This is a genomic window from Pseudoalteromonas sp. OF7H-1 (assembly GCF_022347825.1).
GTDB classification, from domain to species: domain Bacteria; phylum Pseudomonadota; class Gammaproteobacteria; order Enterobacterales; family Alteromonadaceae; genus Pseudoalteromonas; species Pseudoalteromonas maricaloris.
The window spans coordinates 75,981-90,174 of sequence record NZ_JAKRFX010000013.1 but is presented as its reverse complement, the minus strand read 5'-3'; the positions used below and the strand labels follow the sequence as shown (position 1 = coordinate 90,174).

14 protein-coding genes are annotated in these 14,194 nt (G+C 42.5%); 4 read left to right on the top strand and 10 right to left on the bottom strand.

Annotated elements, in window-relative coordinates; all coding sequences use genetic code 11:
• Nucleotides 1-3: 3 nt before the first annotated feature.
• The 9 genes from MHN30_RS16165 to MHN30_RS16125 all read right to left on the bottom strand — a co-directional run bounded on the left by MHN30_RS16165 (nucleotide 4) and on the right by MHN30_RS16125 (nucleotide 6,853).
• Nucleotides 4-780, bottom strand: coding sequence for a TatD family hydrolase (locus tag MHN30_RS16165; protein ID WP_130165131.1), 777 nt, complete (start codon nucleotides 778-780; stop codon nucleotides 4-6).
• On the bottom strand, nucleotides 780-1,280 hold the full coding sequence (locus tag MHN30_RS16160) for a hypothetical protein (protein WP_239360343.1): 501 nt from the start codon (nucleotides 1,278-1,280) through the stop codon (nucleotides 780-782). Before MHN30_RS16160 ends, MHN30_RS16165 begins: the two co-directional genes overlap by 1 nt.
• Entirely contained in the window at nucleotides 1,280-2,020 is a 741-nt protein-coding gene (gene tatC / locus MHN30_RS16155) for a twin-arginine translocase subunit TatC (protein WP_130165129.1), read from the bottom strand. The genes MHN30_RS16160 and tatC overlap by 1 nt, the downstream gene beginning before the upstream one ends.
• A gap of 113 nt (nucleotides 2,021-2,133) precedes the next feature.
• Nucleotides 2,134-2,445: a Sec-independent protein translocase protein TatB gene (gene tatB / locus MHN30_RS16150; protein ID WP_010376473.1), complete on the bottom strand. Its 312-nt coding sequence runs from the start codon at nucleotides 2,443-2,445 to the stop codon at nucleotides 2,134-2,136.
• 6 nt (nucleotides 2,446-2,451) lie between these two features.
• Nucleotides 2,452-2,688 (bottom strand): Sec-independent protein translocase subunit TatA, encoded by a 237-nt coding sequence (gene tatA, locus MHN30_RS16145; protein ID WP_017218334.1) that lies wholly within the window; start codon nucleotides 2,686-2,688, stop codon nucleotides 2,452-2,454.
• Nucleotides 2,689-2,748: 60 nt separating this feature from the next.
• Nucleotides 2,749-4,353, bottom strand: a complete 1,605-nt coding sequence (gene ubiB / locus MHN30_RS16140; protein ID WP_130165128.1) for a ubiquinone biosynthesis regulatory protein kinase UbiB — start codon at nucleotides 4,351-4,353, stop codon at nucleotides 2,749-2,751.
• 1 nt (nucleotide 4,354) lies between these two features.
• Nucleotides 4,355-4,969 (bottom strand): SCP2 sterol-binding domain-containing protein, encoded by a 615-nt coding sequence (locus tag MHN30_RS16135; protein WP_239360342.1) that lies wholly within the window; start codon nucleotides 4,967-4,969, stop codon nucleotides 4,355-4,357.
• Nucleotides 4,970-4,977: 8 nt separating this feature from the next.
• Nucleotides 4,978-5,733 carry a bifunctional demethylmenaquinone methyltransferase/2-methoxy-6-polyprenyl-1,4-benzoquinol methylase UbiE gene (ubiE, locus tag MHN30_RS16130; protein WP_010376465.1) on the bottom strand — a complete coding sequence of 252 codons (756 nt, stop codon included), beginning with the start codon at nucleotides 5,731-5,733 and terminating at the stop codon, nucleotides 4,978-4,980.
• A 118-nt stretch (nucleotides 5,734-5,851) separates the two neighbouring features.
• Nucleotides 5,852-6,853, bottom strand: coding sequence for a GGDEF domain-containing protein (locus MHN30_RS16125; protein ID WP_039493405.1), 1,002 nt, complete (start codon nucleotides 6,851-6,853; stop codon nucleotides 5,852-5,854).
• A gap of 384 nt (nucleotides 6,854-7,237) precedes the next feature.
• Between MHN30_RS16125 and MHN30_RS16120 the strand changes: the two genes are divergently transcribed.
• Nucleotides 7,238-9,019 (top strand): DUF885 domain-containing protein, encoded by a 1,782-nt coding sequence (locus MHN30_RS16120; protein WP_239360341.1) that lies wholly within the window; start codon nucleotides 7,238-7,240, stop codon nucleotides 9,017-9,019.
• Nucleotides 9,020-9,093: 74 nt separating this feature from the next.
• Here MHN30_RS16120 and mtnK read toward each other — a convergent pair whose 3' ends face one another.
• Nucleotides 9,094-10,296 (bottom strand): S-methyl-5-thioribose kinase, encoded by a 1,203-nt coding sequence (mtnK, locus tag MHN30_RS16115; protein ID WP_239360340.1) that lies wholly within the window; start codon nucleotides 10,294-10,296, stop codon nucleotides 9,094-9,096.
• 120 nt (nucleotides 10,297-10,416) lie between these two features.
• On the opposite strand from mtnK, the gene mtnA reads away from it, so the two are divergent.
• The 3 genes from mtnA (at nucleotide 10,417) to MHN30_RS16100 (ending at nucleotide 14,171) form a co-directional block, all read left to right on the top strand.
• The gene (mtnA, locus tag MHN30_RS16110) at nucleotides 10,417-11,439 is read left to right on the top strand and encodes an S-methyl-5-thioribose-1-phosphate isomerase (protein ID WP_239360339.1); all 1,023 of its coding nucleotides are present in this window, start codon (nucleotides 10,417-10,419) and stop codon (nucleotides 11,437-11,439) included.
• Nucleotides 11,440-11,532: 93 nt separating this feature from the next.
• Nucleotides 11,533-13,476 (top strand): S9 family peptidase, encoded by a 1,944-nt coding sequence (locus MHN30_RS16105; protein ID WP_039493413.1) that lies wholly within the window; start codon nucleotides 11,533-11,535, stop codon nucleotides 13,474-13,476.
• Between the two features lie 299 nt (nucleotides 13,477-13,775).
• Nucleotides 13,776-14,171 (top strand): hypothetical protein, encoded by a 396-nt coding sequence (locus tag MHN30_RS16100; protein ID WP_239360338.1) that lies wholly within the window; start codon nucleotides 13,776-13,778, stop codon nucleotides 14,169-14,171.
• Nucleotides 14,172-14,194: the final 23 nt, after the last annotated feature.

Sequence of the window (14,194 nt, the reverse complement as noted above, 5' to 3'; positions counted from 1 at the left end):
GCTTTACCTCACAAACAGCTGTTTAAAATTAGCCGAAGTCGTGCTCATCACTTCCGTGACAGGACATTGTTTTAGGTGTGCAATTTGCTCAGCCACATAAGATAAATACATAGGTTCATTGCGGCGAGACTTGGGCTTTGGGCTAATTGTTCTAGGTAGTAGGTAGGGCGCATCAGTTTCCAACAGCAAACGGTCTAGGGGGATGTATTGGATTAGATCTTGTAGTGCTTGGCCTCTACGTTCATCGCAAACCCAGCCTGTGATGCCTATCATTAACCCATAGTCCAAGTAATGTCGTAGTGCGTTATGGTCACCAGTAAAACAGTGTAGTACTCCATGAACGTTAACTTCTTGCAGTAACGAAAATAGCGCATCGTGCGCGTCTCTTTCATGCAGATACACAGGATAATCAATAGCTTCTGCTAACTGCAGTTGCGTTAAGCACACGCTTTGTTGTATCGGCCTTGGTGAAAAGTCGCGATTAAAGTCCAAGCCACATTCACCAACAGCAATAGCCCTGTTGCTACTTTTTAAAAGAGTGAGGAGATCATCGTAGAGCGTGTCAGGTGCATCTTTTGCGTCGTGAGGGTGGACACCTGCTGTACAATAAAGCTGGTATTGCTCAGCGAGTAAAATACTTTGTTCGCTGCTTGTTAAATCGCAGCCAATGGCGAGCATAGATTCTATGCCAGCGTTTTTGGCTCTAGCAATTACCTCGGCCAAATCGGATGAAAATTGCGAGCTGGTGAGGTTTACACCAGCATCGAACATCGTGTTCATCAGTTAACTCGTTTAACTCGCGTTGTACGGTTTGAGCCCGTTTTCTTCATTAAAAAAGAGCCAAAAGACGCGCGTTCAATAATTAATGTGTCTCCTTCATTGGCGAAAAAAGTTTCTGAAGAAACTTGCCTCCATACTTGACCATTGTCCAAGGTGAATACCATTTTATCGCGGCCTTGAGTGGTTGTTTTTACGAGTTTAGCTGTAATTTCTTCGATTTCTTCGCTTGCCGCTTTAACTTTATGCTCTAAACCAAAGCCATCTTCTTTTAATTCTGCTTTTTCTTCATTGCGCGCTGTGTTTATTTTATCTTTGTTTACGGGCACTTTGCTTGAATGTGTTTCCGTGATTGGTTTATTAGCAATCACATTGTCGTAGCACATAAGCCGCTTAAAATCATTTTCAATCAGCGTACAGGCTTGTAATGCTTGCGTATTTATCTGCTCTGCGGCGCATAAAGAAGAAAATCCTAGTGCGAACAGTATCATGGTTTTTTTCATTATTCTGACTCCTGTTGTTGTGGTTTAGCGCTATAAAATTTGGCTAGAATGAGTCCTAGTTCAAACAAGAGTAGCATAGGGAGCGCCAATAGAGTTTGAGATAGAACATCTGGTGGTGTTAAAAACATCGCGATAACAAAAGCGCCAACAACGACATAAGGGCGTTTTTCTTTTAAGCTCGCGGGGGTTGTCATGCCACTCCAGCATATAAGCATAATGGCAACGGGAATTTCAAAGGCGATGCCAAAAGCAAAAAATAGTTTCAGGATAAAGCCAAGATAGCTGCTGATATCTGGCGATAGCGTCATCATTTCGGGCCCCACACTGGTAAAAAATCCCAAAATGATCGGCATTACAACAAAATAGCAAAATGCTATGCCGCCATAAAATAACAATACACTTGAGAGTAATATGGGGATAAGCATACGTTTTTCGTGTTTATATAAACCGGGTGCGATAAAGCCCCACACCTGATGCAAAATAAAAGGCACAGAGGCAAATAGTGACACAAAAAGCGTTAATTTAAAGGGAGCAAAAAACGGCGCTGTAACATCTGTAGCGATCATGGTTGTGTTGCTAGGCAAGCTATTTACAAGCGGTGCTGCAACGAAGGCATAGATATCATTGGCGAAGTACACCAAAGCAACAAAGATAACGAAAACGCTCAATAACGCTCTCATTAAGCGGTTTCTTAACTCAACAAGGTGAGCTATAAATCCACTTTGGGCTGATTCTGTCATGTAACTTGACTCGTACGAATATAATTCCAGTTAGATATAACAAAAAGGAGCTGTTTGGGCGTCTAAATTACCCAAAACTAGCCTTTGACTGAACTATCTAACTGCTAGATTGATTAGTCTTTGTTTTTATTATTTTCGGTTGATTTATAAGAATGTCTGACTGATTCAGCCGCATCTTGTAACTCTTGAACGGATTGCTTGAGTTCGGGGGCCAAATCTTGCATTCCCTGTTGTTCCGCTTTTTTCAAATTATTATGTAGCTCGTGAACACGTAATTCTTCACTCACTTCAGCCTTGACTGAATTGGCGACAGATTTTACCGTTTTTATCCATCTTGCTACGGTGCGGATTGCAACGGGAAGACGTTCAGGGCCAAGTACAATTAGGCCAACGATAAGAACGACCACTAACTCCCACATACCCATGCTGAATTACACCTTATCTTTTTCTTTCTCTGATACCGGTTGTGCTTGCTCAGTTGTTGTATTTTTTAACTTTTCAGGCTCAGCGTCGGTCGCAGTTTGCTCATCCGATACCGCCTTTTTAAAGCCTTTAACTGCACCACCCAAATCACTACCAATACCGCGTAGTTTTTTAGTTCCAAATAACAAAACAATGATGGCTAAAATAATAAGTAATTGCCAAATACTGATCCCACCGAATCCCATAATAACTCCATTGATACTTACTGCTTATGAATAATGATTATACGCCTAGCGAGCAAAAAATCACCCTGTTTTACGCCATGCGCCAATAAATACTAGCATGGCAATAATCGCAAGTAGGCTACTTGCGACAGGCTTGTCAAAAATAAAGCTCAATCCCGATATAATTGCAAAACTGCTCGCTGCTAAGCCCAATAATAGAGGCTTAGTCGCAGTATCTGCTTTTTGTGTGACAGTTGGAGGAGGGCGGCGCTTGAGATTTTGGTAAATCAAGTCTGGCAGTTCAGGCATTTTTTCAGCCCAAAATGGTAAGTTCGCATATAGCTTTTTCGCCACCGCGAGAGGGCCAACTTGTTCTTGCACCCAATGCTCTAAAAAAGGTTTGGCCGTTTTCCACAGGTCTAACTGCGGATAAAGTTGGCGCCCTAGGCCTTCTACATACAGCAGGGTTTTTTGCAATAATACTAGCTGTGGTTGCACTTCCATATTGAACCGTCTTGCCGTATTAAACAAATTTACTAGCACATGACCAAAAGAGATTTCTGCAAGCGGTTTGTTAAAAATGGGTTCGCATACAGTGCGAATGGCAAACTCAAACTCTTCTACGCAGGTATCTGCAGGAACCCAACCAGAATCCACATGAAGTTGCGCTACTTGGCGGTAATCACGATTAAAAAAGGCGATAAAGTTTTCGGCCAAATAGCGTTTATCTTCACGGTTTAAGGTGCCAACTATGCCGCAATCTATGCCAATATACTTAGGGTTATGAGGATTTTCACGAGAGACAAAAATATTGCCAGGATGCATATCCGCATGGAAAAAACTGTCACGGAATACCTGTGTGAAAAAGACTTCCACACCGCGCTCGGCTAGCAATTTCATATTGGTGCCTTGCGCTAACAAGGCTTCGGTGTCTGAAACCGGAATACCGTAGATGCGTTCCATCACCAGCACGTTTTTACGTGAATAATCACTATATACCTCAGGGATATACAGTGAATCTGAGTCTTCAAAGTTGCGTCTGAGTTGAATTGCGTTCGCGCCTTCTCGCATCAAGTCTAGCTCGTCGAGTAAGGTTTTTTTGTATTCCCTAACAACTTCCACTGGGCGCAGGCGTTTTCCTTCGCTGAGTAAATTGACAACGATTTTAGCGAAACGCTCCATTAAAGAGAGATCTGCATGGATTTGTTTCTCGATATCGGGACGAATAACTTTGATCACGACATCTTTTAACTCATCTTTGTGTTGTAGCTTGGCAGCATGTACTTGCGCTATCGAGGCTGAAGCCAGCGGTTTTGATTCAAATTCAGCAAAGTATTCATGAATATTGTCGATTTCTAGCGCTTGCTCAATGAGCTTTTGTGCCATCGCGGGGTCAAATGGTTGAACTTGATCCTGCAAAAATGCAAGTTCTTCAGCAATATCTGGTGGTAGTAAATCTCGACGGGTCGAAAGCATCTGGCCGAACTTGATCCACACCGGCCCCAAAGTTTGTAGTGCCAGACGTAGGCGTGTGCCTACTGGTTTGTCTTTATGTTTGTTGCGCAGCCAAAACAAACTCGCTCGAGCGAGTTTACCGTACCAAGGCTGCTTATGCGCAGGGACGATTTCGTCTAAACCATAGGTTAAAAATGTTTTGGTGATCTGATGCAAGCGAAGTAAAGACAACCTAATTTCCTTTGTTCTGCTGAAGTAATGCGCTGAGGCGTTGATTTAAGCTTTCGACTTGATTGTTTAATGTTCTCACTTGCTGCTTAAACTGTTGAAACTCGAGCGGGTGAGGCGCAACCTTCAACTCATCTTGAAATAACCCAGTTAGGGTTGCCTTGGCTACCTGTCCATCTTGCTTTGCGCGATTCGCTAACTTATGAAAGGTATCTACGGCAACTTGTGCGGGCCCATCACCGACATATTTGGCGAGGTGTTCCGCCCAATCAATATCAAGTGTTGCTAATGCATTACTATATAGTTGTGCGAGCGCCAAATCCCCTTCAAGATCGAGCTTATCTTGACGGATAAGCGCAGTGAGTTGGCTTGGATCTTTGAGCTCAAGCAAAGTTGGTAAATCGGCACTAATTGAACAATCGGCTTCGCCATCAAAAGGACATAAAACGTGAATGTTAATGCCTGTGTAAGTCACAGCTAAACAAGTATTTTGATCTCGAATATCAACACTGAGCACTTTGTGTTGGCCTTTACTTAGCACATGCTTTAGCTCAGGCGAGAGTTTAAGGCCTTTGTTTAAAGCCGTCTCAAGTACGGCGCCAAGTAATGAAGCTAACACAGCAACTCCTAGAATTTAAAGCCGCGATGAAGGGCGACGATGCCTCCGGTCATATTTTGGTAGTCAGTTTGTTCAAAACCGGCTTCATCCATCATGGATTTTAGCGTTTCTTGATCTGGGTGCATGCGAATAGATTCTGCAAGGTAGCGATAAGACTCACTGTCATTTGCAACTAATTTGCCCATTGCAGGTAATAGTGTAAATGAATACATATCATACAGCTTTGCCAGCGCCTCGTTATCGGTCTTTGAAAATTCAAGTACCAGTAAGCGTCCACCTGGCTTTAGTACTCTGTACATTGAGCGCAAAGCTTTATCTTTATCAGTTACGTTACGTAAACCAAAGGCAATAGTGATGACATCAAAAGTATTATCGTCAAATGGCAGCATTTCTGCGTTCATTTGAACGTATTCAATATTGCCAACAAGTCCCGAATCGCGTAATTTTTCGCGGCCTACTTTAAGCATTGAGTCGTTAATATCACCTAAAACAACTTGTCCTTTATCACCAACTAATTCGCTAAATCTTGCGGTTAAATCACCCGTACCGCCAGCAAGATCAAGTACTTTGTGACCAGCGCGTACACCTGAGCAGGCAATAGTTTGACGCTTCCACAAACGATGGATACCAAATGACATCAGATCATTCATGATGTCGTATTTTGCAGCTACAGAATGAAATACGTCTGCAACCATAGAGGCTTTTTTGTCGGTCTCGACTGTTTTGTATCCAAAGTGGGTAGTATTGTCTTGTGACTCTTTCATGTGGGTTCCATCATTACTCTGCAACTATGGTTGCTAGTGTACTTGATTGGTAGCCGTAGGTGCAATTTCTTATCCGTGTTGTATTGTTGAAAATGCAAACAAAAGAGGATATTGCGGATCAGTGACTAATATAACAGTGTTGGCCGAGAGAATGTGCTTTCTGTGCAGCGTAACCTGCGCGTTTTGCCAACATATTAAAGTCTTGCTCTGGTGCAAGTTGGGCTATCCCAAGGGCCAGAGACACATTAGGTAATGGAATTTTCCCTTTCGCGCTGACAAACTTTAATCGCTCAACACCTTTACGCACTTTTTCCGCGATAACACTCGCGGTATCTAAATCTACATCGGCAAGGATAACCGTGAATTCTTTTTTTCCTGTGCGACCAGGTAAGCCGCTTTCAACGACATAACGTTTGATATTATTGGCGATACGATTAAGCACAACTTCACCCACAACATCACCAAACCGCGTTGAAAACTCGTCAAGGTTATCAACTTGTATAGAAAGCGCACAGACGGATTTTTGCTGCGATTGCCATAGGGACACTTTTTGATGAAGATAGTGACGCTTATAAAGACCCGTTTGTGGGTCTAATAAGTGTTGTTTACGCAAGTCGAGTAGTAACTTTTGATTACGTTCATAATCTAAACGCGATTTTATTAACGCTTGTTTAAATTGTTTGTGCTGTTTTAGCAATAGCTCAGTTTGTTTGGTGAGTGTTGATAGTGCGCGCTTACTCTTTTGAATGTTGTGTTCATCTAAATTATGCACACATTGACTGACTTGTTGGGCAAAGCGAATAACCTGCTTTTGTGAGGTTTCTGCATTTTCGTGTAATTCAGTCACCAAAGAATCAACGCCTTCAAGTAGTTCTGATTGTGTTCTTTGTCCTTGATCTAGAAACTGATAGTAGAGTTGCTCAATGAATACGCAGTCTATTTTTGTGTGCGCTTTGATGGCTTTGTTGATGGCACAGTCGAGATCTTTGTTCGTGGCGCTAATATGGGTATAAGCAACCTGATAATTTAAAGGCGTAGGCGGCAAATGATGTTGCTCTAAAAACAGGCACACCTGTGTCATTTTTTCTTGGGCAACAGCCATGGGATCATGGAACATCATTTCATTTACCACAACAATTAATTATCAAACGTTAATGAACTACCACCAGCTCCTTCGGTGTAACTCTTGTCCTAATTGCACTAGACCTACATTAATCTGTATCGTCCGAATTTAAAAGTAAAAAATTTGTCTTTGAAATAGAAAATTTACATTTTTTTGTTGAATTGCTGATTTTCTCATCAATTTTTACTAGGTTGGGTAAATTGTATTCGATCTGAGATATTCGTGATTCTATCGAATTAAGTTGCATCTGTTACGGGACTCTCCTACTTTGACTAGCAGAAAGTTCATTTCACCATAACAAAGCTCAGAGCGATGGATAATCATTATTTTTTGGCTACTTTACCGCGAACTGAGTAACAACAAAGTATTGAGGAAGTCAGCGTGTTATCACCAAAATTAAAGCTGTGGACTAAACGTTCAAGCGTCGCCGTTTATTTAACTGTCGCCTTATCTGGTTGTGCTATCACCGGAACTGACAATAACGCTGAGTTTACTCAAATAGCTGGCAGCGTTATGAAATTTAGAAGTGATAACAATGCCTATGGTCGCAGTGATACAAAAGCAGAGTTTCTGCTACCAAACCTCAGTGCAGAAAAGTTGGCGACCACAAATCAGCAGCGTCTACAGTTTTTGGCTCAGCTCGATAATATCGACACTTCAGCGCTAAGTGAGGAAAACCAAATCAATCTCACGATATTGCGTGCACAAGTGCAGAATAACGTCGATGAATATCGGTTTCATAGCCATTATATGCCGCTCACCTCGGAGTACGGTTTTCATTCCGGTCTGTCTTTTATGATCTCGAGTCATGACTTTAAGAAGCGTGCAGGTTACGAGCTATATTTGGCACGTTTGCAGCAGGTTCCACGCTATTTTGAGCAAAATATCGACTGGATGAAAGAAGGTATAGCGGTTGGCCTGACTCAGCCGAAAGCTGTGCTTGAAGGTTATGAAAGTTCTATCGAAGCTTATATCGTTGATGATGTGACAAAATCCGAGTTTTATGGCCCGTTTACACAAAACCAAGCGGGTTTACCTGATGCCGAATTTAAAGCACTGCAACAGCGTGCCAAAAAGATTATTAAAGGCGATGTGATCGCAGCGTATGAAGATTACCTTAATTTCTTTGTCAATGAGTATCGTCCTGCGGCTAGGACCGAAATTGGAATTTCTTCGACACCAAATGGTGAGGCGTTTTATGCGAATCGAGCGAAATACTATACCACCACGAATATGACGCCTAAAGAGATCCACGAACTTGGTCTCAAAGAGGTGGCTCGGATCCGTGCGGAGATGGAAAAAATTATTAAAAAAGTAGGCTTTAAGGGATCTTTTGCTGACTTTGTGCAGTTCTTAAGAACCGATCCACAGTTTTATGCTAAAACCCCCGAAGCGTTACTTAAAGAAGCCGCATATATAGCAAAGAAGATGGATGCTCAGCTACCTAAGCTATTCCATACATTACCAAGAAAGCCATACGGTGTCGCCCCAGTACCTGCGAGCATTGCGCCTAAATATACGACTGGGCGTTATTCGGGGGCACGCAGTGATACTGATGCAGGCTACTATTGGGTAAATACCTACGCACTGGATAAGCGCCCGTTATACGTATTAGAAGCATTGACTCTACATGAGGCCGTGCCTGGTCACCATTTGCAGATCTCCTTGAATGCTGAGCTTGATTACCTACCAGAATATCGTCGTAACGAATATATTTCAGCTTTTGGTGAAGGGTGGGGCTTATACTCTGAGTTTTTGGGTATTGAAGCGGGGTTTTATCAAGACCCTTACAGTGACTTTGGTCGTCTAACCTACGAGATGTGGCGAGCGGCTCGTTTGGTTGTAGACACCGGCATGCATATGTTTGGTTGGAGCCGCGAACGAGCGATGAACTTTATGAAAGACAACACTGCCTTGTCCTTACATAATGTTAAAACGGAGACTGATCGTTATATCTCGTGGCCAGCTCAAGCACTGTCATACAAAATTGGTGAACTAACCATTAAGCGGCTACGTCGCAAAGCGGAAAAAACACTGGGTGATCAATTTGATATCCGTGAATTTCACCACCAAATCTTACGTCATGGCTCTGTGCCATTATATGTGCTTGAAGAGCAAATCGACAAATATATTGAAACCACGATGAATCAAGCGCGTAAGTAATCGAGATTATCCCTCTAATAAAAAAGCCCAAAGTAGTAACCTTGGGCTTTTTTATTTTGTGATTCTAAACTTGTTTAGTTTACAAAACTAATTATTAGCTGGTACACATCATCGGTCGTTCGGCATTTATTGGCATTAATGATGAGATGTTCACCTAAGTGTAGTGCTCGCTGTTGTACCGCTAAGCGCGCGTCTTCATCTTCAATCGCATCAATGTCTGCAACATGTGCGAGACCAATGGTGCGGCGGATCAATTCACACCCACAATAACCAACCGCGTCTTGCAGTACCTTGGTGAGGAAGTATTCCGCATAGCCATCTGCTTGCAATGAGAGATCGCGTGTTTGTGTTTTCGCCAGTTCAAGCCAAGTGGCATAGAAGTTAGATAGGGTGGTGGCGATATTATCGAGTAAATACACCTGCATATTTCGACGTTTTGGCAGAGCGTTAATACGAGCATGTTGGGCACAGTAGTTAAGCAGTAAATTGCCGATAAATGAGCCTAAATCAAAGCCTATGGGGCCAAAAAAGCCAAACTCTGGATCGATTAGCTTAGTGTGCTCGGCGTCGACGAAAATACTGCCAGTATGGACATCACCGTGAAGTAAAGTTTCTGGTGCATTGAGAAATTGGGCTTTGAGTTTTGCCACTTCAACTAATAACGTCTTATTTTTTCTCAGCATTTCCACAGACGATTGCAACGCCTCTGGAAAGTTGTTTCTTTCAGCATCGCGGTATGGGTCGTCAAAGAATAAATCTTCTGTGATAGCGCACAGTTCGGGATTAGTAAACTCGGTGACTAGGGCTTTCTTTTCACTCGGTGTTAAGTAAAAGCTTGAGTGGTAAAAGCTGGTTTTTGCTAGATAATTTGCGACGTCTTTGCTGAGCCTTGTAAAGGTGTTCGCTTGGTTTAATTCACCGCGTAAAATGCGTAGATGGCCAAGATCTTCCAGCACGGTTAGTGCTAACTCCGTATTATGGTGCAACACTTTTGCTGTGGTATCTGGGCAGATCTCACCATGGCGTTGTAACACACTAGCTTCAATTCTGGCTCTGTCTAATGTAAGAGGCCAGCTCTCACCCACACATCGAGCATAAGGCAAAGCTTGCTTGACGATGATGCTATTTTCTTGCGTATCTTGTACGCGGAAAACCAAATTCAGATTGCCATCACCAAACTCATAACAAGATAAGCTTGCATCTTTATCAAAGAAGCTTCCTAAATTAGTAATGTAATCAATAACTTTTTTTGCATCAAATTCAATGTAGCTCGACATGTTTCTGCACCTTGTGGATTTTTGCTATTAGCATTCTATATTTTTAAATGTTTAGATGTCTATACTTCTTTAGATCTTGATGTAAAATATCATTAGTACACTTTGAAAGAGCGGGATGTCATGAAAACCTTAATTGCACGTAGTCTTAAATTCGAATCGGGCGTGGTACAGGTATTGGATCAATACTTACTGCCACATCAACAGATGTGGCATGAATGCCGCGACGTTGCGACGATGAGCGAGCTCATTCTGACACTTAAGGTTCGCGGCGCTCCGCTTATCGGTTTAGCGGCAAGTTTGTTAATTGGTTATCTCGTCGAACAAGGAGAAGATAAAGACGCAATTGCCCGTTCGATAGATGAACTTGAGGCCACGCGCCCTACTGCGGTGAATTTAATGCACTGCATGGCGAAATTGCGTGAAGCGTTGCAAGCGATTGATTGGCAACAACAAGTGATCACAACCGCTGAACAGTTATTTGAAGAAGACACTGCGTTATGCGACCGTATGGCAAACATTGGTGCCGAGCTTGTGAATGCGGGAGACAATATTCTTACTCACTGTAATACTGGCGCGCTGGCAACGGCCGGTGTAGGCACCGCTCTGGGCGTAATCCATCATGCTGCAAAACAACATGGTGACATTCATGTTTGGGTTGATGAGACTAGGCCACTGTTACAAGGTGGTCGGCTTACTGCGTTCGAGCTAGATGCATGGCAAATCCCATACACGCTAATTTGTGACAATATGGCTGCGAGTTTAATGGCGGCGGGTAAAGTCGATAAAGTCTTTGTGGGGGCAGATAGGATTGCGGCAAACGGTGATTTTGCGAATAAAGTCGGCACTTATAATCTCGCGGTGTTAGCCCATTTCCATAATATTCCTTTTTATGTGGTTGCCCCGATCACAACATTAGATCGCAGTTGTCCAAATGGCGCAGCCATTCCAATCGAACAACGCGCCAAAAGCGAAGTAACAGGTGTCAGTGGTAGTTTTGGTGATTGCCAATGGGCACCCAACAATGCTGAGGTATACAACCCAGCATTCGATGTTACACCAGCGAGTTTGATCACCGGATGGGTGCTGGATACGGGGTTGTTTACGGGTGATGAGGTTGCCCTAGGTGTATTTTCACAAAGTTAAACATTTGTAATTACTTTAACTACTCGTAAATCCAAAATCTTGTTAAAATGTCCCCATTTTGTGCTTCGATATAAATGGAGAAAGTAAAACAGGATGAAGAAGTTTATTGCTTTGATGTTGTTGCCCTTAGCTGCTAAGGCATTCGCTAAACAGGAAATACCACTAGAGTCGTTTAGTAAAGGTAGTGAGTTTTCCGATGTAAAGATATCACCTAACGGAGAATATCTTAGCTTTATCACAAAAAGGGAAGGTAAAAACACATTAGGTTTTTTACAACTTGATAAATTCAAACTCATTCACGCCGTGCGATTCAATGACAATGCTCAAATTGGCCGCTATGAATGGGTGAATGATGACCGTGTAGTATTAGAAAAGGAATATATTAGAGGCTGGAAAGATCACCCTGAGTTTCATGGTGAGTTATTCGGCGTAAATGTAGATGGAAGCCGTGGTAAGTATTTGGTGGGTTACCAAGGTGAGGGACAAACGGGGTCTCGTTTGCGCAAAGCTACCCCGCTGTATGGTACATCTTATATTCTTGATCCTTTGGTCAATGACGAAAACAAGATGTTGATTGTGACCTATCCTTGGACTGGCTCGAAAGAGCCTACTACACGAGTTTACGAGGTTAACGTTCATACTGGTGTCAGGCGCAAAGTGACAAATTCTCCAAAAAAAATGGGGCGCTTTTTGACCGATCACCAAGGAGAGGTTCGCGCCGTTGTGTCTGAGGATGATGATGGCAATTCATTAGTGTTCATCCGTGAAGAAGCAGGCTCAAAATGGGCTGAGCTCACATTAGAAAACAACTTAGATGATTTCTGGATGCATGGATTCGATAAATCTGGAACGTCAGTTTATCTTTCAGCATCTACGGCTGGTGAGCCCATGGCCTTCTATAAATTAGGCTTAGAAAGCAAAAAACTTACTCATGTTTTTCAAGATAAAGTGGTTGATCCAACAAAAGTATGGATAGATCCGATTGATAAATCCCCTTTCGCTATTGAACTAGACCCCGGATATCCTACCTATGCATTTATTGATGAAAGTGCTGATTGGAGTCAACGCTTAAAGTCGCTGATAGCTTCGATCCCTGGAAATCAAATACGTATTGTAAGTAGCACGAGAGATGGTGGACAAGTGGTTGTATTCGCAAGCAGCGATACCAATCCTGGGGATTATTACCTTTATGATAGTAAAGCTAACAAGATGAAATATCTGGCGTCTGCAAGAGGCTGGATTAAACCAAATCAAATGTCTACAGTCGAGCCTGTTAAATTCACAAGCCGTGATGGACTTACTATTCATGGATATCTCACAACACCAATAAACGCAGAAAAGAAAAACCTTCCTCTGATTGTTATGCCTCATGGTGGACCTCATGGGCCAAGAGATTATTGGCAGTTTGACCCTGAGGTACAAATGCTAGCGAGCAGAGGAATGGCTGTATTACAAGTTAACTTTCGAGGTTCTGGTGGTTATGGAGATGCATTTGAAGTGCTTGGCTACCAAAAGTGGGGCAAGGAAATTCAATATGACATCATTGATGGAACCCGTGACTTAATCTCCAAGGGTATCGTCGATAAAAAGCGGATTTGTATTATGGGGGCAAGTTTTGGCGGTTATTCTGCATTGCAAAGCGCAATATTAGAACCCGACTTATTCCAATGTGCAGTCGGTGTTGTTGGTGTATACGATTTACCACTGATGTTTGAAGAAGGTGATGTTGCTCAGCGTAGCTCAGGGGTCGCATATTTAGAACGTGTACTTGGTACCGATGAGAAACAGTTAAAGGCATTTTCTCCAAGCTATAATGTCGATAAGCTTAAGGTTCCTGTCCTTATCGTACATGGTGGTGAGGACCAAAGAGCGCCAATTGAACAAGCGGAATCTTTAATTGATGCACTGAAAAAGGCTGATAAGTCTTATCAGTATTACTTACTTGAAGATGAAGGGCATGGTTTCTATAAACCGGAACATCGTCTGAAATACTTTAAGAAAGTGCTCGCATTCCTAGAAAAACCTCTGCAGTTATAGTTTTTATGGAAGTGAAGGAAGAGCTACTTAGAACTTTGTAATTTAAAGCTATATTAGCTACAGTTTTGTTTCTGAACATCGCAGCATGCTGTTGATTACTCTGTAGTATTTAAGTATGTAACGCCTCTATGGTACTGACTTGGTGCTGATCACGTTGAATTTGCGTGCTAATAGCCTGCTATTGGCACGCAAATGCGTTTTGCTTACCGCTTTTTTCGTGAAGTAGTCACAAAATCTTCATTTTATTTTTGGAGACAAGCTGTTCTACTATGGGGACTTTGAAGTAAGGAAAGTCGCTAATGAAGGGATGGTTCATTATTGGTGTGGTTGTACTGGCCTTATGCAGTTGCCACTCTATTCAGCCGCAAAAAACCTACATCCATATAGTTGCAAGTTGCTCCCCTCAGGTGTTTGAACAATTGTTTATCGATACGACAGATAGCTTAGTTATATTGCCCTCTGAGGCCGAAATTCCAACCGGCATGCACACAAATAGTTTGCTTTTTTCACCACTGACAATGTCGTGGGATGTGGTGGATAAGCTTTTGGTTGAGTTGGACGACGCTGGATTTAAGTTTCAAGCAGATTTTTTCGGTAAATATAATCACGCTTATCGTGATAACCATATCGGTGTGTATTTTGTTGAAGGTTGCGAGCCTAACATGAGTAAGCAAGCACTCACAGCGCTTCGTTAGCACTGTGAGTATTTAGACTTGTA

Excerpts from the sequence above, each read along its gene's own strand:
- MHN30_RS16100 (WP_239360338.1), top strand. The coding sequence starts at position 13,776 with ATGAAGGGATGGTTCATTATTGGTGTGGTTGTACTGGCCTTATGCAGT.
- tatA (WP_017218334.1), bottom strand. The coding sequence starts at position 2,688 with ATGGGATTCGGTGGGATCAGTATTTGGCAATTACTTATTATTTTAGCC.
- mtnA (WP_239360339.1), top strand. The coding sequence starts at position 10,417 with ATGAAAACCTTAATTGCACGTAGTCTTAAATTCGAATCGGGCGTGGTA.
- ubiE (WP_010376465.1), bottom strand. The coding sequence starts at position 5,733 with ATGAAAGAGTCACAAGACAATACTACCCACTTTGGATACAAAACAGTC.
- MHN30_RS16105 (WP_039493413.1), top strand. The coding sequence starts at position 11,533 with ATGAAGAAGTTTATTGCTTTGATGTTGTTGCCCTTAGCTGCTAAGGCA.
- MHN30_RS16160 (WP_239360343.1), bottom strand. The coding sequence starts at position 1,280 with ATGAAAAAAACCATGATACTGTTCGCACTAGGATTTTCTTCTTTATGC.
- tatC (WP_130165129.1), bottom strand. The coding sequence starts at position 2,020 with ATGACAGAATCAGCCCAAAGTGGATTTATAGCTCACCTTGTTGAGTTA.
- tatB (WP_010376473.1), bottom strand. The coding sequence starts at position 2,445 with ATGGGTATGTGGGAGTTAGTGGTCGTTCTTATCGTTGGCCTAATTGTA.
- MHN30_RS16165 (WP_130165131.1), bottom strand. The coding sequence starts at position 780 with ATGAACACGATGTTCGATGCTGGTGTAAACCTCACCAGCTCGCAATTT.
- mtnK (WP_239360340.1), bottom strand. The coding sequence starts at position 10,296 with ATGTCGAGCTACATTGAATTTGATGCAAAAAAAGTTATTGATTACATT.
- MHN30_RS16125 (WP_039493405.1), bottom strand. The coding sequence starts at position 6,853 with ATGATGTTCCATGATCCCATGGCTGTTGCCCAAGAAAAAATGACACAG.